Here is a 26814-nt window from a genome sequence, read left to right as displayed (position 1 = left end):
GCTGGAGGCGGATCAATGCCCGTCGTGACATGGAGGCGACGATGCTCTGGGGTGCTTTTGCCAATTCGAGCCAGGCGATGCAGACGATGGATTGGGCCATGGGCTCGATCTCGCAGAACATCGCCAACGTCAACACGAACGGGTACAAGGAAAAGGAAACCCTTTTCAAGACGGTGCTGTCGGAAACCCACACCGCCCAAGTCAATCCGGTGACCACCGCCGGCAACAAGAACATCTTCGGCGTGCGGCCGGTGGACCGCAACCTGATCACCCAGGCCGGCACCATCACGCCGACCACCGTGTGGAGCGACATGGCCATCAACGGCCGGGGCCTGTTCATCGTGACGCAGCCCGACGCCACCGGCGCCCCGAGCAGCGGGAACGCGTCCAACACCCTCTATACCCGGGCGGGCAACTTCACCCAGCGGGCGGTCGACGGCAACAATTACTTCACCACCGCCGACGGCAATTACCTGATGGGCTGGCAGGCCGACGAACTGGGCGTCGTAATGCCCGGTTCGCTGACCCCGGTCTACGCCAATATCGGCCAGAGCAGCGACGGCTTCGCCACCACCGAGATTCAGCTGGTGGCCAATCTGCCGTCCAACGCCGCCATGACCGGCTCGACCAAGACCTTCACCGACACCACCAGCATCACCGACGGTTTCGGCACCGCCCAGGACCTGACCATGACCTGGAACCGGGTCGACGGCGATACCTGGGAAGTGGCGTTCTCGCTGCCGGCCAACCCGGCCAGCGGCAGCGTCGGCACCATCACCGGCTCGCCGGTGACCGTCACCGTGGACGCCGACGGCAACATCACCGCGCCGACCACCTCGCCGTCGGGGACCGGCTTCGCCGACCTGATCGTCGACTGGTCGGCCGGTCCCACCCTGCAGAGCACCGCCAGCATCGACCTCAATTCCGACAAGCCGGAATTCGAGGAGATCGCCGAGACGATGACCATCTACGATGAGGCGTTCGAGGCCCACAACCTGACGCTTACCTTCGAGCACACCGCCAACGGCCAGTGGTACATGCGCTTCCAGCCGGTCGCCGCCGAAGGGACGGTCAGCGATCTCACCGGTGACGGCACGACCTATGGCGAAGCCATTCCCATCACCTTCGACGGAGCGGGCAACATCCTGACGCCGGCCAGCGCCACCTTCACGGTGACCTGGGCCGACGCCGATGCCGGATCCAATACGGTGACCCTGGACCTGCGCAAGCTCACCCAGTTCTCCGGCGACAGCGCCACCCGCCTCGGCGTCAAGGTGATCGACCAGGACGGCTATGCCAGCGGCACCATGGATTCGGTGGAGATCGCCACCGACGGCAAGGTGATCGCCCATTACGACAACGGCGAGACCAAGACGCTGTACCAGATTCCGGTGGCGACCTTCGTTTCGGCCGATCAGCTGGACCCCATTTCCGGCACCCTGTTCCGCGCCACCGAGCAGGCGGGCGAACTCACCGTCGCCGCCATCACCGACCAGGGCAGCGGCGCCGGCATCGTGGCCATGGCCGTCGAGACCTCCAACGTGGCGCTCGAGGACCAGTTCACCAAGATGATCGTCACCCAGAAGGCCTATTCGGTGAACGCCAACGTCTTCAAGGCCGCCGACGAGATGAGCCAGGTGGTGCGGGACCTGGTCTAGGCTGTATCGGCATTCAGGGAATTCGGCTGATTTCAGGCCAGAGCGTCTTCCAGACAGAAATTTCAGCCACAGATGAACATAGGTAAACACAGATGAATTGGGAATATTCCTTATCTGTGTCCGGCGTAGCGGGAATCTGTGTTCATCTGTGGCCCATTTTTCGTCCCATCCGCTTGAATGTCGATTGGCCCTAGCCGTCTATTTTCTCCACGCCTTGAGCCGTCTGGCCGCCTCGACCATGTGGGCGGCCGAACCGGCGTAGGAGAAACGCAGGGTGCGTGTCCCTTCCAGGGGATCGAAATCGACGCCGGGCGTGCAGGCCACTCCGGTCTCGGCCAGCATGCGGGCGCAGAATTCCGGGCTGTCGCCGGTCAGTTCCGACACGTCGGCATAGAGGTAGAAGGCGCCGTCCGAGGGTGCCAGCCGGTCGAAACCCGCCCCCGGCAGTTCGGCCAGCAGGATGTCGCGGTTGGCGCGGTAGGCGGCGACCCGGGCCTCCAACTCGTCGATGCAGTCGAACACCGCCTCGGCCGCCACCTGGGACAGGGTGGGCGGCGAGATGTAGAGGTTCTGGGCCAGGCATTCCACCGAGCGGGCCAGATCATCGGGCAGCACCATCCAGCCCAGGCGCCAGCCGGTCATGGCGTAGTATTTCGAGAAGCTGTTGATCACCACCGCATGGGAGGCGGCGGCCATGCCGGCGGCGGTAGCGGCGGCGCGGCCGTAGGTGATGCCATGATAGATCTCGTCGGAGATCAGCCGGATGGCGTGCAGTTCGCACCACGCGGCCAGTTCCGCCACTTCGGGGGCCGACAGCATGGAGCCGGTGGGATTCGACGGGCTGGCCACCACCACGCCGTCCAGCCGGCCCTCGACGCGGGCCAGGATGTCGGCGGTGATCTGCCAGCGGCTGGCCGGGCCGACCGGCACCAGCACGCATTCCACCCCCAGGGCTTCCAGGATGTTGCGGTAGGCGGGATAGCCCGGCGCGGCCACGGCGACCCGGTCGCCGGGCTCGAAGGCGGCCAGGAAGGCCAGCAGGAAGCCGGCCGACGAGCCGGTGGTGACGCAGACGCGTTCGGGGGCCACCGCGATGCCGTAGGCCTGCCGGTAATGCCGGGCGATGCGTTCGCGCAAGGAATCGCGGCCCAGCGCCAGGGTATAGCCCAGGGGCTCGGCCCGCACGGCGCGGGACGCCGCCTCCAGCACCCTGGCCGGCGCCTGGCCCGAAGGCTGGCCCACCTCGAGATGGATGACGTCGGCGCCTTCCGCCTCGCGCGCCGCCGCCGCCCGCATCACGTCCATGACGATGAAGGGGGCGATGGCCCCCCGCCTGGCCGCCTTGAAGCTCATGATGTCTGCCTCTTCGCCTCGCTCATTCCTTCTTGCCCGCCACCGTGGCCAGGCCGAAGCCGCGCGGATCGGTGGCCATGTCGCAGCCTTCCGAGTTCTTGGGGCCCTGGGGGCAGTAGATGGCCTCCACCCGGCTGGGCATGGGAGTGGCGCTGACCTGGTGGCCGCGGGCCTGCAGCGGGGCCGGGTCCAGGGTGATGGCGCCGGTCTCGGCGAAGACCGCGTCGGGCTTGCCGGCATGGACCAGCCGCGGCAGGGCCAGGGACTCGGACAGCGGCTTGTTGTCCTTGGTGGCGGCCAGGAAGCTCTGGGCCAGGGCCGAGGCGGCGGTACCGCCGCCCGAGGCGGCGCCGATGAAGCGGACGGCGCCATTGTGGGTGTTGGTGCTGACCATCACGGCAGTGGCCGGCGGCCCGTTGAGGCCGGGAACCCCCGACAGCATCATGCCGGTGCCGGGCGCCATGCGGCCGTTGCCGAACAGGCCGTGGCTGGTGACGCTGCACGCCACCGCCATGCCGTTGATGTCGAGGGTGACGAAGCCGGTTCCCGATTGGCTGTCGGTGGGCGGCGCGGCGACATCGCCCACCGGCTGGTGGCGGTCGGCGGCGTAGCCGGCCATCATGGCGGCGATGCGCGCCTCGGCCACCAGGGCATCGGGGGATTCGTCGCTCCATCCGGTGGGACGCATCCAGCGGGCCCGTTCGCCGAAGGCCCGGGCCGAGGTTTCGGCCAGCAGGTGGGGACGCTCGGCGGCGTCGGCCCCGCTCCAGCGCGGCCACAGGGCGGCGACCAGCTGGGCCGCCATGGTGCTGCCCGTCGACGGCGGCGGCGAGAACCAGGCGGTTTCGTTGTCGACCTTGACGGAGATGGCGTCGCGCCAGGTGGGACGGATGTCGCGCAGGTCGTCCAGCGACAGGGTGCCGCCCGCCGCCTGTACCGCCTTGACCAGCTCGCGGGCCTGGGGACCAACATAGAAATTGCCGGTATGGTGGCGCAGCGTCGAGATCACTCCGGCCAGCTGGGGCTGCAGCATCAGGTCGCCCTCGCGCAGCACCGAGCCGTCGGGGCGCATGAACACGCCGCGCGCCGCCGGGTCGCGGCCGATGACCGGCAGGCCGCGCGACAGGTCGTTGGCCAGGGCGCGCGACACGGTGACGCCGCTGCGGGCCAGCCGCTCGGGCTCGACCAGCAGGCTTTCCCAGCGCAGCCGACCGTACTTGGCGTGCAGGGCGTAGAAGCCGCGGGGATTGGCCGGCACCGCCGAGGGCTGCGGCCCGGACATGGCCGAGGCGATGGCGGGGAAATCCAAGACTTCCGTCTTCTTTTTGCCGCTATCATGTACTATGCAGGTTCCGCCGCCCCCCAGGCTGGCGGTGGACGGGTAGGTGACCGCCAGGGCGAAGTAGATGGCGGTGGCGGCGTCGGCGGCGGTGCCGCCCGCCGACAGCACGTCGCGGCCCAGCATGGCGGCGCGGGGCTCGTCGGCGGCGACCATGCCGGCGAAGCCGGAGATATGGCCCACATGGCCGACGGGCCGCGCCGGATCACCGCAGGCGGCCAGCGCCAGCACCGCCGCCAGAGCGGCGAGGCAAACAGCGGAATTGCGGCCGCGCAACGAATTGACCGATGAGGAGAGATCCTTGCTCACGCGCATTATCCTTCTGGTGACGTTCCTGTTGGTCGCTTCGATGCCGCCCGCCCTGGCCCAATCGCAGCCCAGACGGCAGTTCATCCGTGACGCGGAGGTGGAAAATACCATCCGGACTTTCGGGACGCCAATTTTTCAGGCGGCCGGCCTGGACCCTTCGGCGGTGCGCATCAACCTGATCATCGATTCGACGCTGAACGCCTTTGTCGCCGGCGGCCAGAACATCTTCTTCCACACCGGCCTGCTGGTGCGGTCCGAGCATCCCGGCCAGTTGATCGGCGTGATGGCCCACGAAACCGGCCACATCGCCGGCGGCCACCTGATCCGTAGCACCGACGCCATGGCCAGCGCCTCGACCGAGGCCATTCTCGCCACCCTGCTGGCGGCGGCGGCCGGCGCCGCCTCGGGGCGCGGCGACGCGGCGGCGGCCATGATGCTGGGCGGCAACGAACTGGCCATGCGCAGCCTGCTGGCCTTTTCGCGCAGCCAGGAGAGCCAGGCCGACCAGATGGCCATGCGCTTCCTCGACGACACCCGGCAATCGGGCAAGGGGCTGATCGAGTTCTTCGAGATCCTCGGCGACCAGGAAGCCCTGGTCTCGTCGCGTCAGGACCCCTATGTCCGCACCCACCCGCTGACCCGGGACCGCGTCTCCTTCGTGCGCAACGCGGTGGAGCATTCGCCCTATTCCAAGACGCCCTGGCCGCCGGAATGGGTGGAGATGCACAAGCGGATGAAGGCCAAGCTGTTCGCCTTCATCGAGCCGCCCATCCGCACCTTCCAGCGCTACAAGGAAACGGATGCCAGCATCGAGGCGCGCTACGCCCGCGCCGTCGCCGCCTATCGCAAGCCGGATGTGGCCATGGCGCTGGGGCTGATCGACGGCCTGATCAAGGAACGGCCCAACGATCCCTATTTCTGGGAACTGAAGGGGCAGATGCTGTTCGAGAACGCCCGCGGCACCGAGGCCGTCGAGCCCTACCGCAAGGCGGTCAAGCTGCTGCCCGACAGCGCCCTGCTGCGCATCGCCCTGGGGCAGGTGCTGATCGAAACCGAGGACCCCGCCATGCTGGGCGAGGCCGAGACCCACCTCACCGCCGCCGTCAACCGCGAGCCCGAGGATCGGTTCGCCTGGCAGCAACTGGCCATCGCCTTTGGCCGCAACGGCAAGGAGGGCATGGCCTCCTATGCCCTGGCCGAGCACTACATGCTGTCCGGCAAGCTGTCCGAGGCGCAGTTCCACGCCAACAAGGCCGAGCAGTTGCTGGGCAAGCAGGGATCGGTATGGCTGCGCATCCAGGACATCAAGGAACGCGCCTCGCATGTCCGGGCCGAGCAGGAGAGGGGCCGCAAGTGGTGGTAGGTCTTGCCCCGCCTTGCGGCTTCGGCCAATATGCCCGCCATCATTCCGCCTGCTGAGGGTGCCTCGCCTATGATCGCCAAGACTTTCGCCGCTGCCCTGATGGTGTCGGGCCTTGCCCTTGCCTCCTTTCCCGCCGCCGCCCAGGAGGTCCCGCTGACCCCCAAGCAGACCGAGGCGGTCAAGAAGGTGGTGCGCGACTACCTGATGGAACATCCCGAGGTCCTGGGCGAGGCCCTGGAGGCGCTGCGCGAGAAGATGCGCGCCCAGGCCGAGGCCGACGCCCACAAGATGCTGGAAGCCCGCAAGGACGACATCTACAAGAATGCCGACGATCCCCAGGGCGGCAACCTCAAGGGCGACCTGACCGTCGTGCTGTTCAGCGACTACAATTGCGGTTTCTGCAAGCAGGCCTTCGACCCCCTGTGGGAGGCCATCAAGGCCGACGGCAAGGTCCGCGTGGTGATCAAGGAATACCCGATTCTCGGCCCGGATTCGGTGCTGGCCGCCCGCGTCGCCCTGCTGGCCAAGGCCCAGAGCCAGGCCAAGTACGACGACATCCACCGCGCCTTCATGAAGTTCCGCGGCCGCCTGGACGAGAAGGTCATCTACAAGATTGCCGGCGAGCAGGGCATGAACGTCGAGCAGCTGAAGAAGGATATCGGCGGCGCCGAACTCGAGAAGCAGCTGAAGAAGAACTTCGATCTGGCCCGGTCCCTGGACATCGGCGGCACGCCCACCTTCATCGTCGGTGACCGCATCATCTCCAGCGCTCTCGACCAGCAGACCCTGAAGCAGCTGATGGACGCGGCGCGCCGCACCGCCGCCAAGCAGGCCGGCTGATCCTTTCGCGTCCTGTCCCGACGGCAAGAGCCCCCGGTCTCGCGACCGGGGGCTTTTTTCTGTGGGGCAGGCTCCGGGAGAGCGTCACAAGGACGCGCCCTTCCGCCAGATACCGAGGGAATGAGGCCTATGGTCGTCCTGCGAGACGGCCATAGGACAAAAAAATCCCCGGGGACCTTGCGATCCCCGGGGGCGTAGGGTGGAGTTGGTGTCTTAGTAGATGTCGTGCTGCGTGTTGTACACGTTGAACTTGCCGGTCGGGGTGATCAGCTTGGGATCCTTGATCACGGCCTTCAGCTTACGGGTCTTGTCGTCGATGATGACGATGGCCGACGGGTCGGTCTTGCCGGCCCAGATCGAGAACCACACTTCATCGCCCTTCTCGTTGTACTCGGCGTGCACCGCGCGCTTCACCGCCTTGGTCTCCGGCAGGTCAGCCATCTTGGCGATGTTGATCACTTCCGGGCCCTTGTCGAGGTTCTTGATGTCGTACACGGTCACCGACTCGGCGGCGGCCGCTTCCGGCATCAGCGGGGCGTCAGCCCACAGATTGTTCGACTTGGGGTGGGTCTTGACGAACAGCGAACCAGCGCCGTGGTTCTTCAGTTCGGCGACGACCTTCCAGGCATTAGCCTTGTTCTTGGCCGGATCGGTGCCGATCAGGGTGATCACGTCCGCACCGAGGTGCGAGGTGGCCCACACCGGACCGAACTTGGGATGGTTGAAGTTGGCGCCGCGGCCCGGATGGGGCTTGGACTTGGTGTCAACCAGGGCAGCCAGCTTGCCTTCCTTGGTATCGACGACAGCCACCTTGTTGGAGGCGTTGGCGGCGACCAGGAAGTAGCGCTTGGAGGCGTCCCAACCACCGTCGTGCAGGAACTTGGCCGACTCGATGGTGGTTTCCTTGAGGTTCTTGATGTCCGAGTAGTCCACCAGCTTGATCAGGCCGGTTTCCTTCAGGTTGATCACCCACTCCGGCTTGATCATCGAGGAGACGATCGAGGCGACGCGGGGCTCGGGGTGATACTCGCCGTCCACGGTGATGGAGCGGGTCGAGACGATCTTGAGCGGCTTGAGGTCGGCGCCGTCCATGATCACGTACTGCGGCGGCCAGTAGGAGCCGGCCACGGCGTACTTGTCCTCGAAGCCCTTGAACTTGGAGGTGTCGACCGAGCGGGCATCCATGCCGATCTTGATGGTGGCCACCACGGCGGGGGTCTCCATCCACAGGTCGATCATGTCCAGCTTGCCATCGCGGCCGATGACGTAGACATAGCGGCCCGAAGCGGACAGGCGCGAGATGTGCACGGCATAGCCGGTCTTGATGATGGTCCAGATCTTCTTGGTATCGCCGTCGATCAGGGCGACTTCACCCGAGTCACGCAGGGTGACCGAGAAGACGTTCTTCAGATTGATCTTGTTCATCTGCTTCTTCGGACGGTCTTCCGGCTTCACCGTGACCTTCCACGAAGCAGTCATGTCCTTGATGCCCCATTCCGGCGGAACGTCGGGGGTCATCTGGATGTAGGTGGCCATGTTCTTGATTTCATCCTTGGTCAGGATGTCATCGAAGTTCACCATGCCACCGTCGGTGCCATTGGCCAGAATCTTCTCGAGGCGGGCTTGTCCCAGCTTGGCCGTGTTGGCCGGCTCGAGGTTCTTACCAGTCGCGCCCTTGCGCAGCACGCCGTGACAGCCAGCGCAACGCTCGAAGTAGATCTTGGCGCTGGCTTCCTTGGCTTCCTTGCTCAAGGTCGCTTCCTGCGCCATCGCGGCCCCACTCATCGCGAACGGCAGCGCCGTCAGCAACAATGCGTTCCGAACACCCTTCCACATACGGCAACCCTCCCTTAACGTCAAACAACACCGTGGCCGGGGGCCCCACGGGGGCGGCGGCCAAAGTACTAAGGTCTGGGCACAATGGGCTTCCCGGAACCGTCGGGATGTGACTATCGTCAAATTCCGTCGAGGAAAGTCTTGATCCAGGCCTCAGTACATATCAGTTGCGGCCGCTGCCGGCTTCGAAGCAGGCGCGGCGCAACAGGTCTACATCGTCTATCTGGACGGCATTGCCGGAAGTATGCACTCCCAGCACGCGCAGCCGGCCCAGCACCCGCGACAGGCTTTCGCGGCGGATTCCCACCCGGCTGGCCAGGACTTCCTTGTTGAAGGGCAGCAGCACCTCGACCCGACCCTCGGTGGCCGGCGTCTGGGCCAGCAGGAACTCGGCCACCCTTTGCCAGGGGGTCAGTTCCTTGAGGTCGGAAATCTCGCCCGCCAGGCGGCGGTTCCACTTCACCAGGGCGGCCAGCATGCGGTAGGCCAGGGCGTGGTCCGAGTGAAGGGTGTAAAGAAAGGCGCGGCGCCCGACCCGGATCAGGGTGGCGTCCTCGATCACCTCGGCGTGCAGCGGGAAGCGGCCGGTGGACAACATGGCGGCTTCGGCGAACGAGGTGCCGGGTCCGAAGATCTCGACGATGCTTTCCCGGCCGTCCTGGGCCAGGGCGAACAGCTTCACCGCCCCGTCGAGCACGATATAGAAACAGTCGGCCTCGTCGCCGGCCCCGAACAGCAAGGTGCTGCGCCGCCGGGTGATGGTGGCGGAATCGGCCAGCAGGCGGTTGAGCACGTCGGGCAGGATGCCGTCGAACAGCGGCAGGGCCGCCACCACCTCCTGGGCGCTGCGCACGCCCTTGAAGACCCGCTGCGGCGTGGTCAGCGTGCGGTCGCAATCGGCGGTGGGACCCTCGCAGGACGGATGGCAGGGGCACGACACCGGGCCGCCCGACATCTTCGGTTCCATGGATCCGCTAGGCGGTGAACGCAGCGCAGTCGCCATAGGTCCTCAGCTTCGCCACATCGGCGATTTCTACCTTATCGGTGCGGCTGGCCACCACACCTTTATCGCGCAGCTTGGCAAAAGCCCGCGACAGGGTCGCCGGATCCATGCCCAGGTGATCGGCCAGATGCCGCTTTTCGTAGGGCAGCCGCACCACGGCGCGGCCGGTGGCGTCGCCGGCCAGGGCCAGCAGGTAGCTGGCCAGGCGTTCGGCGGTGGACTGCATCTTAAGTTCGGTGATCTCGCGGACCTGCTCGCGCAGGTGGCCGGCCATGGCCGAGATCGTGGCGATGGCCACGTCGAAATGGGATTCCAGATAGGCCATCAGGACGCCGGCCGGCACGGCCAGCAGGGTGACCGGACCGGCGGCCCGCCCCGTCGCGGCATGGGGGGTGCCGGTCAGCACCGCCTCCTCGCCGGCGGTGTCGCCCACCGACAGCCGGAGCTGGGGCGATACGGCGGAGGGGTCGATCAGGATTTCGCCCGACAGGACGAGGAGCAGGGAGTCGGCGGGGGTCCCCTCGGCGAATGCCAGGGCGCCGTCGGGAAGGGTCAGCGTGCGGTGCCCCTCCAGCAGGACGGCAACGTCCGCGGCAGGAATCGCCGAAAACAGCCGGCTTCGCCTCATCGCGCACAGGGTGTCGGAATTCATCGTTCCTCCCGCCGCCGGGAGCACTCGATGATGCCGCCCCCGAACATTCATTATCATCTCTCTAAAAAGAATGCGGCGACTTGATCTTGGTTAAGGGGGGAGGGGGCGCGGGGGTGTCTTTATTTTAGACTGACCTAATGTTAATGAAGGCGGGCAAACCCAAGGTAAATTGATCAAGATCACGTCTATTGCCGCCGGTGATGATTACAGTCCGTCACATTCCGGAGCCCGCGCATGCCGTCCGGAGGGCGTCCGCGCAAGCGGACAGGAGGAAGGCGCGGGCCTGACCGGAAGAGTGTCAGGGACGCAGGCCTCCATGGAAACCGGCCCCGCGTCCCGATCAATCATTGTCCAAGGTCAAGTCGGATTCCGATCCGTCATGGTATCGGTTTCACTTGAGGGCGGGCAACTCGGGTACGCTGGGGAGCGCAATGGCTACTGAATCCTTGCTCGGAAAACTGCTGCGGATGAAAGTCCTGGGCGCGTCGTTGTTCGGCGCCGGGGTGATCTTCGTCGGCGGCATCATGTTCTGGGGCGCCTTCAACACGGCGATGGAAGCCACCAACACGCTTGGCTTCTGCATCAATTGCCATGAGATGAAGGATAACGTCTACCAGGAGTATGTGAAGACCGTCCACTACACCAACCGTTCCGGTGTGCGGGCCACGTGTTCCGACTGTCACGTGCCCAGGGACTGGGTCCACAAGTTCGTCCGCAAGATTCAGGCCAGCGGCGAGGTGTTCCACTGGCTGATGGGCACCGTCAACACCCCCGAGAAGTTCGACGGCAAGCGCTACCAGTTGGCCAAGCGCGTCTGGGAGACCATGAAGAGCACGGATTCGCGGGAATGCCGCAATTGCCATGCCTTCGACCAGATGAATCCGGCCGTGCAGAAGCAGCGCGCCAAGAAGCAGCACGAGAACGCCCAGGCCGAGGGCGGCACCTGCATCGACTGCCACAAGGGCATCGCCCACAAGCCGGTCCACCACCTGCTGGAGCAGGAGGAGGAGCAGAAGGCCGCCGAGGAGGCCAAGAAGAAGGCCGAGGCCGACGCCAAGAAGGCCGCGACCAAGACCGCCGCCGCTCCGGCTGCGGCCACCGCCACCGTCGCGGCTCCGGCCGCCGGCGGCGCCGCCCTGCCCCCCGTCACCGGCAAGGCCGTGGACTGGAGCAAGGTGGCAGAGACCAAGACCGTGCTGTTCTACCCCGGCCAGACCGCCATGGAATGGATTCTGACCGGCACCGACCACGGCGGCACCCGCGCCTTCAAGAAGGGCGACCGCTGCTTCGAGTGCCACAGCAACGAGGCCGCCGACATGGGCGCCAAGATGGTGTCCGGCTCCAAGGCGGAAAAGACCCCCATTCCCGGCAAGCGTCCCGCCGTCCCGCTGTCCATCAAGGCGGCGTACGACGCGGACAACCTGTACCTGCGTCTCGAATTCCCGGCCAGCCCGCACAATCCGGTGCCGTTCGCCGCGGGCGGCAAGCTCGACCCCGAGAACGAGATGAAGGTCGCCATGATGATCGACAACGGCAAGGTGGACATGGGAGCCCGCTCGGGCTGCTGGACCAGCTGCCACGCCGACGCCCGCGACATGCCGAACGCGCCGGCCGCCGGCGCCCTGGGCGCCGTCCAGGGCATCGACACCAAGGCGGGCTACGTCACCAAATATGTGCCGGAAAGCCGCACCCAGTTCGACACCACCAAGCGCGACAACTGGGACAAGCTGAAGCCCCAGGCCGACATCGACGCCCTGCTGGCCGGCGGCACCTTCCTCGACCTGACCCGCTGGAAATCCTCGGGCGCGTCGGAACAGGGCTACGTCCTGGCCGAGCGCGTGCTGAAGGCCGCCAACGACGTCGCCTATACCGGCAAGAAGGAAGGCGACAAGTGGGTGGTCACCATGGTCCGCCGTCTCAAGGCGACCCAGCCGGGCCAGGTCAATCTGGCCGCCGGTCAGTCGTACAGCGTCGGCTTCGCCATCCACGACGACTTCACCAACGGCCGCTTCCACCACGTGTCCCTCGACCTGAAGCTGGGTCTGGACGCCGAAGGGGAGATCAAGGCGGTCAAGATGTAGCCTGACGGACAAGGCCGGATGCGGGGTGGGGACTCCGCATCCGGTCGTTTTATCCTGGGAGGGAAATGCAGATGGGTAAGTTCGCGTTTCATGCCGCCGCCGCGGCTTTCGCCGTCTCGACCCTGGTGGCCGGTGCCGCCCATGCCGCCCCCAAGGCGGTCAACTGGGACGGGGTGCCCGTTTCCGAAACCATGCTGTTCTATCCCGGCCAGACCTCCATGGAATGGATTCTGACTGGCGCCGACCACGGCGGCGTGCGCGCCTTCAAGAAGGGCGACCGCTGCTTCGAGTGCCATTCCCAGGAGGCCACCGACATGGGGGCCAAGCTGGTGTCCGGCGCCAAGGCCGAGAAGACCCCCATCGCGGGCAAGCGCCCCGCCTTCCCGCTGAAGGTCAAGGCGGCCTACGATGCCGAGAACCTTTACCTGCGCTTCGAATTTCCCGCCGGCCCCCATGCCGACGTACCCTTCGCCAAGGGCGGCAAGCTCGACCCCGACAACGAGGTCAAGGTCGCCATGATGATCGACGGCGGCAAGGTGGACATGGCGGCCCGCTCGGGCTGCTGGACCAGCTGCCACTCCGACGCCCGTGACATGCCGACCGCTCCGGCGGCGGCCGCGCTGGGTGCGGTGAAGGGCATCGACACCAAGGCCGGCTACGTCACCAAGTATGTTCCCGAAAGCCGCACCCAGTTCGACACCGCCAAGCGCGACAACTGGGACAAGCTGAAGCCCCAGGCCGATTTGGACGCCCTGCTGAAGAACGGCGGCTTCCTGGAACTGCTGCGCTGGAAGTCGTCGGGCGCCGCCGAGCACGGCTACGTCCTGGCCGAGCGCGTGCTCAAGCCGGGCACCGACCTCACCGCCTCGGGCAAGAAGGAGGGCGGCAACTGGGTGGTGACCATGACCCGCAAGCTGAAGAGCGCCCAGCCGGGCACGGTGGCCCTCGAGGCGGGCAAGAGCTATACTGTCGGCTTCGCCGTCCACGACGACTTCGCCAACGGCCGCTTCCACCACGTGTCCCTCGACATGAAGCTGGGTCTGGACGCCGAGGGCGAGATCAAGGCGATGAAGCTGCCGTAATCCAGGAAACGGAGGCCGGTCATGACGCGTCGGTTCCTGCTGATCCTGCTCGGCGGTGCGGCCCTGGTCCTGACCGGCCCCTCCGCCGCCCGGGCGGGCGACACCGTCCGGGTGGGCATGGACAAGAACCTGTTCATGCCCCAGGCGCTGAGGATCAAGCCCGGCACCACGGTGGAATGGGTCAATGACGAGAAGCGTACCAGCCACAGCGTGTTCTTCGAACAGGAAGGGCTGGAGGAATCCGACCGGCTGTTTCCGGGGGAAAGCTGGAAACGGACCTTCGACAGGCCGGGCACCTATCCGTACCGCTGCGGGCCGCACCCGGAGATGGTCGGAACCGTCGAAGTGACGCCGTGAGCAACAGGGGGGACGGGGGCGATATGGCCGATGATGTGAGGCCGCTGGTCCATCTGGTGGGGGCGGGGCCGGGCGATCCCGATCTGCTGACGGTCAAGGCGCTGCGCCTGATCTCGTCGGCGGACGTGGTGGTCTACGACCGTCTGGTGGGCGACGGCATTCTCGACCTGATTCCGCCGGGCACCACCCGCATCTCGGTGGGCAAGGCCAAGGGCCATCACCTGCTGCCCCAGGACCAGATCAACGATCTGCTGGTCAGCCTGGCCCGGCCCGGCCGCAAGGTGGTCCGTCTCAAGGGCGGCGACCCCTATGTCTTCGGTCGGGGCGGCGAGGAGGCCATGTATCTGGCCCGCTACGGCATCGCCACCGAGGTGGTGCCGGGCATCACCGCCGCCGCCGGCTGCGCCGCCGCCACCGGCATTCCGCTGACCCACCGCGAGGTGGCGCGCAGCGTCCGTCTGGTCACCGGCCATCTGCTGGAGGACCAGACCCTGGACCTGGACTGGGAACGGCTGGCCGATCCCTCCTGCACCCTGGTGGTCTACATGGGGGTGGGCACCACCGGCCTGATCTCCCGGGGGCTGACCGGCGCCGGCCTCGACCCCGCCACTCCGGTGGCGGTGGTGGAAAAGGGCACTACGGCGGCCCAGCGGGTGCTGCGCGGCACCCTGGCCGAACTGGAGGCCGATGTGGCCCGCTGGCAGGTGGAGCCGCCCGCCTTGCTGATCATCGGCAAGGTGGTGGCCCTGGCCGCCGAGCAGGACATGGCCGAATGGGCCGGCGCCGCCGAGGCGTGAGATTGGTCAGGTTCCAAACTCTTGCTCAACGTCAAGCCGCTGGGGAACGGGGAGTGATATTCCTCGCTCAGCCTGTGGGAGGGCCGAGGATGCGAATGCTTGCGGCAGTGACGGGAGCGGTGGTGTTGGCGCTGGCGGCGTGGCCGGCGGCGGCGGAGGTCGCACCGGCGCGTCAGGCCAAGCTCAAGGACATGGTGGCCCAGGATTGCGGTTCATGCCACGGCATGACTCGCCAGGGCGGGCTGGGCTCGCCCCTGCGGCAGGAAGACTTGGCCAAGCTGTCGGCGGAAGCGGTGATCGAGACCATCCTGGAGGGGCGCCCCGGCACCCCCATGCCGCCGTGGAAGGCCATGCTGAGCCGCGAGGAGGCGGCCTGGATCGCCGCCTATCTGATGGGAGAGCTGAAATGAAGCGCCTTGCCGCCACCGTTCTGGGCCTTGGTCTGGGCCTCGGCCTGCTGTCGGCCTGCCAGCCCGTCCTGCGCGGTACCGGCGACCTCGGCCTAGTGGTGGAGCGCGCCGACGGCCGCCTGATGGTGGTGGAGAACAGCACGTCCACCAAGCTGGCCAGCGTGTCCGGCCTGGGCGATCTGTCCCACGCCGCCCTGGTCTATTCCCGCGATCAGCGCTTCGCCTATGTGTTCGGCCGCGACGGCGGGCTGACCAAGGTGGACATCCTGAGCGGCGCCATCGCCGGGCGGGTGATGCAGTCGGGCAATTCCATCGGCGGCGCCATTTCCCAGGACGGCTCGCTGGTGGCGGTGGCCAATTACACGCCGGGCGGCATCAAGGTGTTCGACGCCGCCACGCTGGAGCAGGTGGCCGACATTCCCGCCATCGGCGCCGACGGCAAGGCCAGCAAGGTGATCGGCATCGCCGACCTGTCGGGCCGGCGCTTCATCTATTCCCTCTACGACGCCGGCGAGATCTGGATCGCCGACCTGACCGACCCCAAGGCCCCCAGGCTCACCAAGCACACCAATATCGGCAAGCTGCCCTATGACGCGCTGATCACCGGCGACGGGCGCTGGTATCTGGCCGGGCTGTTCGGCGAGGACGGCATCGCGCTGCTCGACCTGTGGAACCCCGACAAGGGTGTGAAGCGCATCCTCGACCATTACGGCAAGGGCAAGGAGGCCCTGCCGGTCTACAAGATGCCCCATCTGCGCGGCTGGGCGGTGGCCGGCGACGAGGTGTGGCTGCCGGCCATCGGGCATCATCAGGTGCTGGTGGTGGACAAGGGCAAATGGACGGAAAAGGCCCGTGTCGACGTGGCGGGCCAGCCGGTCTTCGCCATGGCGCGGCCCGACGGCAAGCAGGTGTGGGTCAATTTCGCCCTGCCCGATTACTCCAAGGTCCAGGTGATCGATACGCAGACCAAGACGGTGATCAAGACCCTGGAGCCGGGGCTGGCCATCCTGCACATGGAATTCACCGCCAAGGGCGAGCGGGTGTGGCTGTCGGCCCGGGATTCCGACAAGGTGGTGGTCTACGACACCGAGACCCTGGCCCCGGTGGCGGAACTGCCCGCCGTCAAGCCCAGCGGCATCTTCTTCACCAGCCGCGCCGGCAAGACGGGGCTGTAGGCATGGATCACCTCGACCAGAGGCTACTGAACGAGTTCCAGCAGGACTTCCCGCTGGAATCCCGGCCCTATGCCGTGCTGGGCGAGCGTCTGGGGCTGGACGAGGACGAGGTGATGGACCGGTTGGCGCGCCTGACCCGCGGCGGCTCCGTCAGCCGGGTCGGCGCGGTGTTCCGTCCCCACACGGTGGGCGGCTCGACCCTGGCGGCCATGGCGGTGCCGGACCACCGCCTGGAAGAGGTGGCCGATCTGGTCAACGCCTTCCCCGAGGTCAACCACAATTACCAGCGCGAGCACCGCCTGAACCTGTGGTTCGTGGTGACCGCGCCGTCCAAGGCGCGGGTGGCCGAGGTGCTGGCCGAGATTTCCCAAAGCGCCGGGATCGAGGTCCTCGACCTGCCGCTGCTCGAGCATTTTCACATCGACCTGGGATTCGACCTCAAATGGAGCTGAGCGACCGCGATCACGCCCTGGTTTCGGCCCTGGCCGAGGGCCTGCCCCTGGTTTCCCATCCCTACCGGGCGGTGGGGGCGCAACTGGGCATGGACGAGGCCGAGGTGATCGGACGCATCCAGGCCATGCGCGACGGAGGCGTCATCCGCCGCTTCGGCATCATCGTCCGCCACCACGAGTTGGGCTTCAAGGCCAACGCCATGTCGGTGTGGAGCATCCCCGACGCGGTGGTCAGCGAGGTGGGCCGCCGCCTCGGCGACGCGCCCGAGGTGACCTTGTGCTATCGCCGGCCGCCCCGCCTGCCCGACTGGCCCTACAACCTGTTCTGCATGATCCACGGCCGCGACCGGGCGGCGGTGGAGGAGATCGTGGCGGGGCTGGTGCGGCGCTTCGACCTGGGCGCCTATCCCCATGCGGTGCTGTTTTCCACCCGGCGGTTCAAGCAGACCGGGGCGCGCTACGGCCGCCCCATCCCCCGGGCGGCGGCGGCGGAATAGGAGCGGGCCATGGACGACATCGACCGCGCCATCATCAATTCCCTGCAGGGTGGCTTCCCCATCTGCGACCAGCCGTTCGGGGCCATCGCCGAACCCTTGGGCCTGACCGGGACGCAGTTGATGGCCCGTATCCGCAAGCTGAAGGAAGACGGCATCATCTCGCGCTTCGGCCCCATGTGGCACGCCGAGAGGATGGGGGGCGAACTGACCCTGTCGGCCATGAAGGTGCCGGCCGAGCGCTTCGACGAGGTGGCCGAACTGGTCAATTCCTACCCCGAGGTGGCGCACAATTACGCCCGCGAGCACGCGCTGAACATGTGGTTCGTGGTCGCCACGGAAAAGCCGGGCCGCAAGGCCGAGGTGCTGGCCGAGATCGAGGCCAGGACCGGGGTCGAAGTTCACGATATGCCGAAGATCCAGGAGTTCTACGTGGGACTGAGGTTTGAGGCATGACCACCCCCCTCGATCCCATCGACCGCGCCATCGTGGTCGCCACCCAGGACGGGCTGCCGCTGGTGGACAAGCCCTATCACGAGGTGGCGCGCCAGGTGGGCACCTCCGCCGAGGACGTGATGAACCGCATGGAGCGCATGCTGCACGAGGGCGTCATCCGCCGCATCGGGGTGGTGCCCAATCATTACGCGCTGGGCTACAAGTTCAACGGCATGACCGTGTGGGACGTGGCCGACCAGGATATTGCCGAGGCCGGGCGGCGGGTGGGCGAGCTGGAGTTCGTCAGCCATTGCTATCACCGGCCGCGCCATCTGCCCGACTGGCCCTATTCCCTGTTCGCCATGATCCACGCCAAGGAAAAGGCCGATGCCGATGCCCTGGTCCAGCGCGTCGCCGATGCGCTGGGGCCGCTGTCGCGCGGCCATCTGGTGCTGTTCTCGTCGCGCATCCTCAAGAAGACGGGCCTTCGTCTGTAGGAGTTCGCCTTGTTCCGCGTTTCCCAGTTCATGCACGAGCTTGTCGCCCCGTCCGCCGTGGGGCCGCGCCGCGATCCGCCGGGACCGGTGGTCATCTGGAACCTGATCCGCCGCTGCAACCTGACCTGCAAGCACTGCTATTCCATCTCGGCCGACAAGGATTTCGCCGGCGAATTGTCCACCGACGAGGTGTTCGGCGTGATGCGGGATCTGAAGTCCTTCCGCGTGCCGGTGCTGATCCTGTCGGGCGGCGAGCCCCTGCTGCGTCCCGACATCTTCGACATCGCCATCCGCGCCAAGGAGATGGGGTTCTATACCGCGCTGTCCTCCAACGGCACCCTGATCGACGACAGGGTCGCCGACCGTATCGCCGAGATCGGCTTCAATTACGTCGGCATCAGCATCGACGGCATCGATGCCACCCATGACCGCTTCCGGGCGCGCCAGGGGGCCTTCGCCGAATCCATGGGCGGCATCCGCCGTTGCGTGAAGAGGGGCGTCAAGGTCGGCCTGCGCTTCACCATGACCATGGACAACGCCGCCGAACTGCCCCAGGTGGTTGACCTGATGGAGAGCGAGGGGGTGGCCAAGTTCTACTTCTCGCACCTGAACTACGCCGGGCGCGGCAACAAGAACCGTCTGGACGACGCCACCATCCAGGTGACGCGCAACGCCATGGACTATCTGTTCGACACCGCCTGGGCTCATGCCTCGGCCGGGCGCGAGCGGGAGTTCGTCAGCGGCAACAACGACGCCGACGGTCCCTATTTCCTGTCCTGGGTCCGGCGCAACCACCCGGACAAGGCCGGACACATCGCCGCCAAGCTGGTGCAGTGGGGCGGCAACGCGTCGGGCATCAACGTCGCCAATATCGACAATCTGGGCGAGGTCCACCCTGACACCATGTGGTGGAACCACAATCTGGGCAACGTGCGCGACCGGCAGTTCTCCGCCATCTGGCCCGATACCTCGGACGCGCTGATGGCCGGGCTGAAGGCGCGGCCCCGGCCGGTGGAGGGGCGCTGCAAGGCCTGCGCCCATCTCGACATGTGTAACGGCAACACCCGGGTGCGGGCCCAGCGGGTCACCGGCAACGCCTGGGCGGAAGACCCGGGATGCTACTTGAGCGACGAGGAGATCGGACTGGCATGAGCATTTCCGACCTGTCATCCCGAGCGCAGCGAGGGATCTCCGCCTGCTCCGTCGTGCGAGCTTTGCTTAGGCGCGCCAGGATGGGATCCCTCCTTCCGATGGTCGTCGGGATGACAATTCTCGCCGCCCCCACCCTGGCGGCCGAAGATGCCACCCGTCTCTACGCCGAGCATTGCGCCGCCTGCCACGGTGGCGACCGTCTGGGCGCCATCGGCCCGGCCCTGCTGCCCGAGAATCTCGGCCGTCTCAGGAAGGCCGAGGCCGAGAAGGTCATCGCCCAGGGGCGCGACGCCACCCAGATGCCCGGCCATGCCGACAAGCTGTCGCCGGAGCAGATCAAGGTGCTGGCCGAATACGTCTACACCCCGCTGGCGGCGGTGCCGTCCTGGGGCATGGCGGAGATCAAGGCGTCGCACGTGGTCAGCGTCGATCCCGCCGGCCTGCCGGCCCGGCCGCAATGGACCACCGACCCCTTGAACCTGTTCACGGTGGTGGAGACCGGCGACCATCACGTCACCATCCTGGACGGCGATTCGTTCAAGCCGCTGGCCCGCTTCGCCAGCCGCTTCGCCCTGCACGGCGGCGCCAAGTATTCGCCCGACGGCCGCTTCGTCTATCTGGCGTCGCGCGACGGCTGGATCACCAAGTACGACCTCTATACCCTGCAGATCGTCGCCGAGATCCGGGCCGGGGTGAACACCCGCAACGTCGCCGTCTCCCACGACGGGCGCTTCCTGATGGTCGGCAACATGCTGCCCCACACCCTGGTGGCGCTGGACGCCCGCGACCTGTCGCCGCTCCAGGTGATTCCGGTGGTGGGCGACGAGAAGGCCACCTCGCGGGTTTCGGCGGTCTATACCGCGCCGCCCAGGTCCAGTTTCGTGGTGGCGCTGAAGGATATCCTGGAGGTCTGGGAGATTCCCTACGCCGACGACGCCGGGCCGGTGATGAACGGCTTCGTCCATTCCTACGAGAAGGGCCTGGAGGAAGGCATCAGCCCCGGCGGCCGCTTCCAGGCCATCCGCATCCGCACCCCCGACTACCTGGACGACTTCTTCTTCGACCGCACCTACGAGCGGGTGATGGGGGCGTCGCGCGACGGCAAGAAGGGGCTGGTGGTCGATCTGGACATCAAGCGCAAGATCGCCGAGATCGATCTGCCCGGCATGCCGCATCTGGGCTCGGGCATCATCTTCAGGAAGGACGGCCGCGACTACATGGCGACGCCGCACCTGAAGGAGGCGGTGATCAGCATCATCGACATGGAGACCTGGAAGACGGTCAAGCGCATCCCGACGCTGGGTCCCGGCTTCTTCATGCGCAGCCACGAAAACACCGGCTATGCCTGGATCGACGTCTCCATGGGCAAGGAGAAGGACGCCATCCAGATCATCGATCTCAATGCCATGGAGATCGCCAGGACGCTGCGCCCGGCGCCGGGCCGCACCACGGCGCATGCCGAGTTCGACCGCTCGGGCAAGCATGTGCTGATCTCGGTGATGGAGGCCGACGGCGAACTGATCGTCTTCGACGCCGAGCGCTTCGAGGTGGTCGCCCGCATGCCCATGAAGCGGCCGGTGGGCAAGTACAACGTCTTCAATAAAATCAACTATTCTAGCGGAACCAGCCACTGAGGCAAAAAATACCATATAAATCAATAGCTTGATAAAATGCTATTGCAACACACGGTAGAGTTATCTTCACTCGCTTTCATGAGTTATCATGCACTTTCACGATTTTGAGTTACCGCATGGTTACCGGAATTCGTGAACTTAATTAGAACGAAGCCATAAAAAACCCCGCTCAAGGCGGGGTGTTTTAACGAGTGCTAATATATCGGTTTTCGCCCTCGTTTTGCTGGTGGGGGTGGGTGGTTATCGTTGGAGGTTATCCACCGGTCCAACTCGCTGACATGGTACCGGAGTCGGTTGCCAATTTTTTGGGCCTTGGGGGGCTGGCCTAGCGTGTGACGGTTATATAAGGTGCCTACGGCCACCCCCGTATATGCAGCCGCCTCCTTACTGGTGAGCCAAACCTTGTCCATGGCTATCCCCGATATTAGGTTAGGTCATGGCCTCGTTATATTCGTCCAATGCAGCCCGGTTACGGGCGGTGGTGTCGGCGAGGATTGCAAAAACTTGCTCGATTATGTCGAGGTAGTTAAGTGCGTACGCCTTAACGTCCTCAAGCGACATGTTGTCGGTCAGATTTTGGCGCATATCCTGATAGGTAGTCATGGTTAATTACCCCTGGTGTTGTCGATGGGCAGAGGTTGCCATAATATTTCGCGCCGGTCAATTTTGACAAAATGAAGTATTGACAGTACAAAGTGTAGTATAGAGTGATTTTAACGTATTGTTTTAAGGCGTCTTTGACCGATAGCGTATTGGTTACGGTGCTTATTAATTACATAATTCGTCTTTATTATGGGCAATGGTAAAGGCGAATTTTGCAAAAACCTGCATTACTCCAAAAAATAGGTAATGATGGCTGGTCCTGGGATGGGTGGGCGGATATACGGGACCGTAAAGGGCCAATACTGGACGGTAGATGAATCCGTTACTGGTCCGCGCCGTGGTGGTTGGAGGGTTATACATCAAGGGTCAAACTATACATAACTATCGGCCCAGATGGAACAAAACAGGTACTGCCATAGGGCATATGCGTATATGTATGAGGTATGTTGTGAGTTCAATCTATACATGGTTATCGGGTGATAACCATGTAAGAATAGCAGTAATGATTTTCATTACTCATTCTGGCAAAATCTATACTACAAAAATAATGTGGACAAATGGCGGTATGGATATCAAGAATATATATGAGCAGGCATCACATAGCGCTCACGCTTATTAATAAGTACCACAAAACAATGGGAAAATCCGAGCAAAGTAGTGATGCCATTTGTGAGTTGTTTTAAATGAGAGGGCATCATTATGGTAAACATGACGACAGGGATAGCATGGGCCACAGGCACAAGTAATCCGTTTAAGGGCTGCTCAAAAATTGGCCCAGAATGTGCAAATTGCTATATGACTAACTGGGCGCATCGGCATCAAGCCATGGGCACCCCAGGATATGCGGGGACGACACATAAGGTTAATGGTGTTGTCCACCCCACCGGAAAAATTGGAATTGTCGATAAAGAGATTGATAAGATTAAAACTGTTAGGTCTGACCGCCTATTCGTGAACTCAATGTCTGATACATTCCATTCCGGGGTTGACGATGGCACTATAATACAGTTATTTGACGCCATTAAGTCAAATAACAAAGGCACAAATTTTTTGATTTGCTCAAAACGGTCTGACCGAATGGCCGATATGAGTCAAACATTAGATGTGCCCGCCAATGTTTGGATGGGTACTACTTGTGGCACCCCTAAGTCATATCATAGACTTGACGATTTGCGGCGGGTCAAAGCCGCCGTTAGATTTGTATCGGTCGAGCCGCTATTAGAGCCGGTGGACCTAACCCCATGGCTGGCTGATGGCACACTGCAATGGGTCATTGTGGGGGGTGAATCGGGGGCCAAACACCGCCCGATGCAACGGGAGTGGGCCGAGGCCATCCTGCGCCAATGCCAAAAGTATGGGGTGCCGTTTTTTATGAAGCAGTGGAGTGCGGCGCACCCCAAGAAGGATGTTGAGTATCCCCCCACCATTGATGGTGTGGAGTGGCATCAATTGCCGGGCCTACAGGGGCCTATAGCTCCTGTCCCCCCTACATCCCCACCGGGCGGGGGAAAAGACCCCAAGAGGGTTGCAGCCGCCCACAAGGCGTGGGTGACGATGCGTGCGCGCAAAGCGCAATCCAACCCCATCGTATCCGCTCCCACTGTAGGGCCTATATTGATTATCCATAGCCCCGAGCCAGAGCCAGCGGTAGAGGTAATCACCACCACTACAGGCCCATATGGCGAGGCTGTAAATGGATGTTATATAATAAAGGATATGGCCAGTAAGATGGTGCATGTACCAGCCTCTGTCATTGATAGTAATTGGTTTGGACATGATTACCCGATTACTAATCATGTCAATTGGTTCAATGCCGCCCGGTGCCACGCGGTAATTGATAAATTAGTATTTCTGATGCGGGAGGAAAATGATATCGCCAAAAGACGGTATTATTTTGACCAAATTAATCTGGTTAAAGGTTATATTAAGGGTTCTCCGAAAATACAAAAAAAGAAATGGGTCCAACTGGAATGGAGCGAGCATGTAAACCCGCATGAGGTTAAGGCGGTATTGGAGGAGAGTGTAAAGGGACTGTATTCGGTTACGACTGCGGATAGTGATGATTCGAGGTATCTTAAGCTGGAACCGTGTTTTTGGCTCGAAAACAAGGATGATATAATCATGATGTTACTCAAGGGAGGGTTTAAGATGGGGGGTAAATTAATTGCCGTCTCAATTAAGCGCCGAGTTAAGGCCACAGACGAAGAGTAGCAGTTTGTGGTCATCACAGCGGCCTTATAGCTGTGAAGCCTACAATCACGGTCGTGCAGGGGCAACATGAGCGAATCGGACGAAGAGAGCATCGCCATCAGGTGCGAGTGCATTGCCATCACTCCCGTGAGTGGCTGTGGTCGGCTGCTCGCCCTTGCCGATGTTGTCATCGAAATCGCCGGTATCGAAATCATCATCAACTCGGTGCGAGTCGAAGCCGACTCTAATGGGACGGCTGTTCGGCTTCCGGTTGACCGCCAGAAGCGACCACTCGTTGTTCTGCCCGACGAGGTCAGAAACGCTCTCGGTGATACGGTACTCGCCGCCGGAATCGAGGCAGGAATTCTCAAAGAGCGTTCGGTACAGGCTGCGAGCGTAGCAGGATAAATACCTCTATAAGGAGGTCTCCATGAATTACCAAAATCCCGCCCATCAACGCAGCAGCCTATCCACGTTCGTCATACCGTTCCGCCTTGTTGGGGAGGCCGCCAAACATCCCATCGACCGTGGCTCCAGACTGGGCCTCAAATTCGAGGGCAAAGTCGTCGATGGCGCGACCATCGAGATTCTGCGGCACTATTCAAACGGCAATGTATCCGTGGCCGCCCAGGGCAGCATCTCCATGGCGGCTACCGACTTCAATGAAGCCCGCACCCGCTTACTGGATGGAACTTTTGGGCTATTCGGCCACCTGACCGGAGCAATCACCAACATCACGACCGAAATCGGCTCTCCCCTGACCATGGTCGATTCTTTTGGGCGGATTATGCAAGTCGCCCTCTGCGCCGAGGATGCGACGAGGACCGACATGACCATCACCGCCAAGGACGCGGTCAGCGTGGCTCCAGAATCCGATTACGGGGTCGTGGAGGTCATTTCCCGAACACCCTGTCGGTCATGCCAGAGGGAGGCGGAATACACGGTCCTGCACGTCGCCAGCCGCGAACTGGCTGCACGGGCATCCAAATCCATGACGGACGATGAAATGAACGAACTGGTCTACGACCTGGAGAATGCCTCACCGCAATCCCCAATCGGATTTTGTACATGCGGAGCCCCTGGGGCGGAAACAGGCTCATCAAGCTTGGCTCATTGGTCCAGGCGTGTCGAGACGGGCTGGACGGCGACCGACCAAGCCTATCAAATTCTCAGCGTTCGTCTGCTTTAGCTGGTCGCTTCGGGCGGCGGTTAAATGCCTCAATGCTGCCAAAGGCATCATCGAGAAACCGGTTCAAGCGGGCGGCCATGGCCTTGATATCGTCAAGAACCTGAGCCCCTTCATCATCGCCATTCGAGATGTCTGGCGATTTTGCTGGCGTAGAAGGGAATGATGACGGGCTAAATTGATGCAGTCGCATGCGTTGCTCCTCGGATGTAAATTCACCGAGTATTTATCACCGTTTGAAGGACAGAGGCTCCAGCAGCACCATGACCCTGAGCAAATCATCAAAATTAACCTCGGTGTTAACCTCAACCCACCGGTCGAGCCGTCCAGCAGATTCGAGCCTCAACAGGTCGTCAGGATGGGGGTTATCGTCGAGCCAATAGAAGTCAGATTCCAGGTCAATGGCGGTGGTTTTCGTACCGCTCCAGTAAACTGGCCGAATATCTTGAATCAAGGAGGCCAACTCACCAGGAATAATTTCGACTTTCAACGCCATCTTGAATGCAGCTTCAATATTCTTAATGTTACCAGACCTATCTCTGGCCGTAAGCCAGAAGCAGTTAAAATTCAGTACAGAGAATTGAAGAAACTCCAAGGCGTGTGGTGAAATCTCGCACTCACCACCCCAAACATTATTGTTGGGATTTCGAAAAACCACGCCATCTAAATCGATAAATATATTCATATTGCAGCGATAGCAAAAATATTTATGGAAAACAATTGGTGATATTCCTTCAATGCGAAGCCAGGGATGGGGCGGGAGGTAACATCCATCCCGCCCCATAAGGCCTAATTGGCCTTGTTCCTGGGCTTGCGCTTGTCCTTTGCGCGGGCTTTGGCGGTCTCAATTTGGGCATCCAGCTTTCCCGCCTTCACCGCTTCGGCGACCTGGGTCAGCGCCACCTCCACGTCCTTGGTGCTTTTCCCGGCGATGATGGTCGGCTTACCGGCCTCAAGTTCCACGATGGTGGAGGAACCGTACTTGACCTGGACCATCATGGTGCCATCGACGGCCTGCCACCACCACGGCTTCGGCGGAAGAGCAACGACCTTGCGGCCATAGGTGCCCTGGTCGTCTTTGGTGTAGCGAGTCCGCTCAATGACGTATTCCGGATTTTTGAGCAATGAAATTTGATGCAAAATGGCATCAGCGACAACATCGCGAGTAGACTTTTTACGGGTTTCGGCCACAAGAGGCCGCTTGATGTCGGACAGTTTGAGATTAAGCATTCTTGCCTCCTGAGGCATATTATTTTTATACTATAGCAAGACTCACAGCATTAAGTAACTATCAATTTTATTCAGATTTTTCAGAAAGGATGGCGTTGGTTTTGCGGTATGAATTTGGTAATGTCCGGGGATGACTACGAATTCCAAGAAATTGTGGAATCTGCCCTTCATGCTCGCCATCTGCGGGCTCAATGAACTGCCCGAAATGCTGGAGGAGTTCGCTCCTACCCATGTCGTTTCAATTCTTGACCCTGGCGATGACCGTCCTGAATTCTCGGTCTCCATGAATGTCCTTAAATTGGACTTTTGGGATGCCCATGGAATGACCGTTACGTCTTCGAATTCAGCGCTGTTGGAGTACGCGGGGTGCCCATCTCCCACCCACGCCGAGGCCATCCTGGAATTCGGCAAGACACTGACGAAGGGGGCCAGGGTGCTGACCCATTGTTGGGCCGGTATCAGTCGGAGTACGGCGGCAGCATATCTGCTGGCCTGTCAGCATCGGCCAGGGCAAGAATTTCAAGCCTTCGAACACATCAAAAGGCTACGACCGCAGGCGCAGCCAAATCGCATGTTGGTGGAATTCGGCGACCGCCGTCTGGGGGCCAACCGCCGCATGCTGCATTGTCTCGGTTGATGCGGGCCGCATTCCCGCACCGGCCCATTCATCCAAAAACGATGAACCT

The 26814-nt window shown here is 63.1% G+C and carries 29 protein-coding genes; 19 read left to right on the top strand and 10 right to left on the bottom strand.

Features of this window, described 5'->3' with window-relative positions; all coding sequences use genetic code 11:
* Nucleotides 1–29: 29 nt before the first annotated feature.
* Complete coding sequence (locus H261_RS00165; protein WP_322096260.1) at nt 30–1658, top strand: flagellar hook protein FlgE; 1629 nt, start codon at nt 30–32, stop codon at nt 1656–1658.
* 198 nt (nt 1659–1856) lie between these two features.
* Here the strand turns inward: H261_RS00165 and H261_RS00160 are convergent, their stop codons facing one another.
* A complete protein-coding gene (locus H261_RS00160; RefSeq protein ID WP_008612974.1) occupies nt 1857–3011 on the bottom strand; it encodes a pyridoxal phosphate-dependent aminotransferase in 1155 nt (384 codons plus the stop codon).
* 22 nt (nt 3012–3033) lie between these two features.
* Nucleotides 3034–4665, bottom strand: coding sequence for a gamma-glutamyltransferase (locus H261_RS00155; RefSeq protein ID WP_040475540.1), 1632 nt, complete (start codon nt 4663–4665; stop codon nt 3034–3036).
* On the opposite strand from H261_RS00155, the gene H261_RS00150 reads away from it, so the two are divergent.
* Both H261_RS00150 and H261_RS00145 read left to right on the top strand, forming a co-directional pair.
* A complete protein-coding gene (locus H261_RS00150; protein ID WP_008612972.1) occupies nt 4652–6022 on the top strand; it encodes a M48 family metalloprotease in 1371 nt (456 codons plus the stop codon). The genes H261_RS00155 and H261_RS00150 overlap by 14 nt on opposite strands.
* Before the next feature lie 69 nt (nt 6023–6091).
* A complete protein-coding gene (locus H261_RS00145; protein ID WP_008612971.1) occupies nt 6092–6862 on the top strand; it encodes a DsbA family protein in 771 nt (256 codons plus the stop codon).
* A 213-nt stretch (nt 6863–7075) separates the two neighbouring features.
* Here H261_RS00145 and H261_RS00140 read toward each other — a convergent pair whose 3' ends face one another.
* The 3 genes from H261_RS00140 to H261_RS00130 form a co-directional block, all read right to left on the bottom strand.
* Nucleotides 7076–8614 carry a cytochrome D1 domain-containing protein gene (locus H261_RS00140; protein WP_322096259.1) on the bottom strand — a complete coding sequence of 513 codons (1539 nt, stop codon included), beginning with the start codon at nt 8612–8614 and terminating at the stop codon, nt 7076–7078.
* Between the two features lie 247 nt (nt 8615–8861).
* Nucleotides 8862–9665, bottom strand: a complete 804-nt coding sequence (locus H261_RS00135; RefSeq protein ID WP_040475521.1) for a Crp/Fnr family transcriptional regulator — start codon at nt 9663–9665, stop codon at nt 8862–8864.
* A 7-nt stretch (nt 9666–9672) separates the two neighbouring features.
* Nucleotides 9673–10353, bottom strand: a complete 681-nt coding sequence (locus H261_RS00130; protein WP_008612967.1) for a Crp/Fnr family transcriptional regulator — start codon at nt 10351–10353, stop codon at nt 9673–9675.
* A 467-nt stretch (nt 10354–10820) separates the two neighbouring features.
* On the opposite strand from H261_RS00130, the gene H261_RS25690 reads away from it, so the two are divergent.
* From H261_RS25690 to H261_RS00070, 12 genes are all read left to right on the top strand, one after another.
* Entirely contained in the window at nt 10821–12434 is a 1614-nt protein-coding gene (locus tag H261_RS25690; protein WP_235062829.1) for a NapC/NirT family cytochrome c, read from the top strand.
* 71 nt (nt 12435–12505) lie between these two features.
* The gene (locus H261_RS25685) at nt 12506–13516 is read left to right on the top strand and encodes an ethylbenzene dehydrogenase-related protein (protein WP_040475539.1); all 1011 of its coding nucleotides are present in this window, start codon (nt 12506–12508) and stop codon (nt 13514–13516) included.
* A gap of 21 nt (nt 13517–13537) precedes the next feature.
* Nucleotides 13538–13873 carry a cupredoxin domain-containing protein gene (locus H261_RS00115; protein WP_008612964.1) on the top strand — a complete coding sequence of 112 codons (336 nt, stop codon included), beginning with the start codon at nt 13538–13540 and terminating at the stop codon, nt 13871–13873.
* Nucleotides 13874–13896: 23 nt separating this feature from the next.
* On the top strand, nt 13897–14670 hold the full coding sequence (cobA, locus tag H261_RS00110; RefSeq protein ID WP_008612963.1) for a uroporphyrinogen-III C-methyltransferase: 774 nt from the start codon (nt 13897–13899) through the stop codon (nt 14668–14670).
* Between the two features lie 89 nt (nt 14671–14759).
* A complete protein-coding gene (locus H261_RS00105; RefSeq protein ID WP_052004117.1) occupies nt 14760–15080 on the top strand; it encodes a c-type cytochrome in 321 nt (106 codons plus the stop codon).
* Entirely contained in the window at nt 15077–16255 is a 1179-nt protein-coding gene (locus H261_RS00100) for a cytochrome D1 domain-containing protein (protein WP_008612961.1), read from the top strand. Before H261_RS00105 ends, H261_RS00100 begins: the two co-directional genes overlap by 4 nt.
* Before the next feature lie 2 nt (nt 16256–16257).
* Nucleotides 16258–16707, top strand: coding sequence for an AsnC family transcriptional regulator (locus H261_RS25290; RefSeq protein WP_008612960.1), 450 nt, complete (start codon nt 16258–16260; stop codon nt 16705–16707).
* A complete protein-coding gene (gene ahbB, locus H261_RS25285) occupies nt 16698–17204 on the top strand; it encodes a siroheme decarboxylase subunit beta (RefSeq protein ID WP_008612959.1) in 507 nt (168 codons plus the stop codon). Before H261_RS25290 ends, ahbB (H261_RS25285) begins: the two co-directional genes overlap by 10 nt.
* Before the next feature lie 9 nt (nt 17205–17213).
* Nucleotides 17214–17657, top strand: a complete 444-nt coding sequence (locus H261_RS00085; RefSeq protein WP_008612958.1) for an Lrp/AsnC family transcriptional regulator — start codon at nt 17214–17216, stop codon at nt 17655–17657.
* Nucleotides 17654–18133 (top strand): siroheme decarboxylase subunit beta, encoded by a 480-nt coding sequence (ahbB, locus tag H261_RS00080; protein WP_008612957.1) that lies wholly within the window; start codon nt 17654–17656, stop codon nt 18131–18133. The genes H261_RS00085 and ahbB (H261_RS00080) overlap by 4 nt, the downstream gene beginning before the upstream one ends.
* Nucleotides 18134–18142: 9 nt before the next feature.
* Nucleotides 18143–19285 (top strand): heme d1 biosynthesis radical SAM protein NirJ, encoded by a 1143-nt coding sequence (gene nirJ, locus H261_RS00075; protein ID WP_008612956.1) that lies wholly within the window; start codon nt 18143–18145, stop codon nt 19283–19285.
* Nucleotides 19286–19395: 110 nt separating this feature from the next.
* Entirely contained in the window at nt 19396–20919 is a 1524-nt protein-coding gene (locus H261_RS00070; protein WP_235062828.1) for a nitrite reductase, read from the top strand.
* A 194-nt stretch (nt 20920–21113) separates the two neighbouring features.
* Here H261_RS00070 and H261_RS26680 read toward each other — a convergent pair whose 3' ends face one another.
* Complete coding sequence (locus H261_RS26680) at nt 21114–21329, bottom strand: helix-turn-helix transcriptional regulator (RefSeq protein WP_081608823.1); 216 nt, start codon at nt 21327–21329, stop codon at nt 21114–21116.
* A gap of 19 nt (nt 21330–21348) precedes the next feature.
* Entirely contained in the window at nt 21349–21522 is a 174-nt protein-coding gene (locus H261_RS25280; RefSeq protein WP_161624991.1) for a hypothetical protein, read from the bottom strand.
* 699 nt (nt 21523–22221) lie between these two features.
* On the opposite strand from H261_RS25280, the gene H261_RS23705 reads away from it, so the two are divergent.
* From H261_RS23705 to H261_RS00055, 3 genes are all read left to right on the top strand, one after another.
* A complete protein-coding gene (locus H261_RS23705) occupies nt 22222–23733 on the top strand; it encodes a DUF5131 family protein (protein ID WP_081608822.1) in 1512 nt (503 codons plus the stop codon).
* A 66-nt stretch (nt 23734–23799) separates the two neighbouring features.
* On the top strand, nt 23800–24120 hold the full coding sequence (locus tag H261_RS00060; protein ID WP_008612953.1) for a hypothetical protein: 321 nt from the start codon (nt 23800–23802) through the stop codon (nt 24118–24120).
* A gap of 22 nt (nt 24121–24142) precedes the next feature.
* Nucleotides 24143–24901: a hypothetical protein gene (locus H261_RS00055; protein ID WP_008612952.1), complete on the top strand. Its 759-nt coding sequence runs from the start codon at nt 24143–24145 to the stop codon at nt 24899–24901.
* On the opposite strand, the gene H261_RS24630 is transcribed toward H261_RS00055, so the two are convergent.
* The 3 genes from H261_RS24630 to H261_RS00045 form a co-directional block, all read right to left on the bottom strand.
* Nucleotides 24882–25091 carry a hypothetical protein gene (locus H261_RS24630; protein WP_152426601.1) on the bottom strand — a complete coding sequence of 70 codons (210 nt, stop codon included), beginning with the start codon at nt 25089–25091 and terminating at the stop codon, nt 24882–24884. The two genes, H261_RS00055 and H261_RS24630, sit on opposite strands and share 20 nt — an antisense overlap.
* Before the next feature lie 36 nt (nt 25092–25127).
* Nucleotides 25128–25583: a hypothetical protein gene (locus H261_RS24625; protein ID WP_152426600.1), complete on the bottom strand. Its 456-nt coding sequence runs from the start codon at nt 25581–25583 to the stop codon at nt 25128–25130.
* 104 nt (nt 25584–25687) lie between these two features.
* Nucleotides 25688–26128, bottom strand: a complete 441-nt coding sequence (locus H261_RS00045) for a DUF6641 family protein (RefSeq protein WP_040475537.1) — start codon at nt 26126–26128, stop codon at nt 25688–25690.
* 169 nt (nt 26129–26297) lie between these two features.
* On the opposite strand from H261_RS00045, the gene H261_RS23125 reads away from it, so the two are divergent.
* Nucleotides 26298–26765: a tyrosine phosphatase family protein gene (locus tag H261_RS23125; RefSeq protein ID WP_161624990.1), complete on the top strand. Its 468-nt coding sequence runs from the start codon at nt 26298–26300 to the stop codon at nt 26763–26765.
* Nucleotides 26766–26814 lie beyond the last annotated feature (49 nt).

The organism is Paramagnetospirillum caucaseum (assembly GCF_000342045.1).
Lineage (GTDB): Bacteria > Pseudomonadota > Alphaproteobacteria > Rhodospirillales > Magnetospirillaceae > Phaeospirillum > Phaeospirillum caucaseum.
The sequence above is the reverse complement of the archived record's forward strand: the minus strand, read 5'-3'. Positions and strand labels throughout refer to the sequence as shown.

Coding starts and splice junctions, on each gene's coding strand:
- H261_RS00165 (WP_322096260.1), top strand. CDS start 30: ATGGAGGCGACGATGCTCTGGGGTGCTTTTGCCAATTCGAGCCAGGCG.
- H261_RS00160 (WP_008612974.1), bottom strand. CDS start 3,011: ATGAGCTTCAAGGCGGCCAGGCGGGGGGCCATCGCCCCCTTCATCGTC.
- H261_RS00155 (WP_040475540.1), bottom strand. CDS start 4,665: ATGCGCGTGAGCAAGGATCTCTCCTCATCGGTCAATTCGTTGCGCGGC.
- H261_RS00145 (WP_008612971.1), top strand. CDS start 6,092: ATGATCGCCAAGACTTTCGCCGCTGCCCTGATGGTGTCGGGCCTTGCC.
- H261_RS00135 (WP_040475521.1), bottom strand. CDS start 9,665: ATGGAACCGAAGATGTCGGGCGGCCCGGTGTCGTGCCCCTGCCATCCG.
- H261_RS00130 (WP_008612967.1), bottom strand. CDS start 10,353: ATGAATTCCGACACCCTGTGCGCGATGAGGCGAAGCCGGCTGTTTTCG.
- H261_RS25690 (WP_235062829.1), top strand. CDS start 10,821: ATGAAAGTCCTGGGCGCGTCGTTGTTCGGCGCCGGGGTGATCTTCGTC.
- H261_RS25685 (WP_040475539.1), top strand. CDS start 12,506: ATGGGTAAGTTCGCGTTTCATGCCGCCGCCGCGGCTTTCGCCGTCTCG.
- H261_RS00115 (WP_008612964.1), top strand. CDS start 13,538: ATGACGCGTCGGTTCCTGCTGATCCTGCTCGGCGGTGCGGCCCTGGTC.
- cobA (WP_008612963.1), top strand. CDS start 13,897: ATGGCCGATGATGTGAGGCCGCTGGTCCATCTGGTGGGGGCGGGGCCG.
- H261_RS00105 (WP_052004117.1), top strand. CDS start 14,760: ATGCGAATGCTTGCGGCAGTGACGGGAGCGGTGGTGTTGGCGCTGGCG.
- H261_RS00100 (WP_008612961.1), top strand. CDS start 15,077: ATGAAGCGCCTTGCCGCCACCGTTCTGGGCCTTGGTCTGGGCCTCGGC.
- H261_RS25290 (WP_008612960.1), top strand. CDS start 16,258: ATGGATCACCTCGACCAGAGGCTACTGAACGAGTTCCAGCAGGACTTC.
- ahbB (WP_008612959.1), top strand. CDS start 16,698: ATGGAGCTGAGCGACCGCGATCACGCCCTGGTTTCGGCCCTGGCCGAG.
- H261_RS00085 (WP_008612958.1), top strand. CDS start 17,214: ATGGACGACATCGACCGCGCCATCATCAATTCCCTGCAGGGTGGCTTC.
- ahbB (WP_008612957.1), top strand. CDS start 17,654: ATGACCACCCCCCTCGATCCCATCGACCGCGCCATCGTGGTCGCCACC.
- H261_RS00070 (WP_235062828.1), top strand. CDS start 19,396: ATGACAATTCTCGCCGCCCCCACCCTGGCGGCCGAAGATGCCACCCGT.
- H261_RS26680 (WP_081608823.1), bottom strand. CDS start 21,329: ATGGACAAGGTTTGGCTCACCAGTAAGGAGGCGGCTGCATATACGGGG.
- H261_RS25280 (WP_161624991.1), bottom strand. CDS start 21,522: ATGACTACCTATCAGGATATGCGCCAAAATCTGACCGACAACATGTCG.
- H261_RS23705 (WP_081608822.1), top strand. CDS start 22,222: ATGGTAAACATGACGACAGGGATAGCATGGGCCACAGGCACAAGTAAT.
- H261_RS00060 (WP_008612953.1), top strand. CDS start 23,800: ATGAGCGAATCGGACGAAGAGAGCATCGCCATCAGGTGCGAGTGCATT.
- H261_RS00055 (WP_008612952.1), top strand. CDS start 24,143: ATGAATTACCAAAATCCCGCCCATCAACGCAGCAGCCTATCCACGTTC.
- H261_RS24630 (WP_152426601.1), bottom strand. CDS start 25,091: ATGCGACTGCATCAATTTAGCCCGTCATCATTCCCTTCTACGCCAGCA.
- H261_RS24625 (WP_152426600.1), bottom strand. CDS start 25,583: ATGAATATATTTATCGATTTAGATGGCGTGGTTTTTCGAAATCCCAAC.
- H261_RS00045 (WP_040475537.1), bottom strand. CDS start 26,128: ATGCTTAATCTCAAACTGTCCGACATCAAGCGGCCTCTTGTGGCCGAA.
- H261_RS23125 (WP_161624990.1), top strand. CDS start 26,298: ATGCTCGCCATCTGCGGGCTCAATGAACTGCCCGAAATGCTGGAGGAG.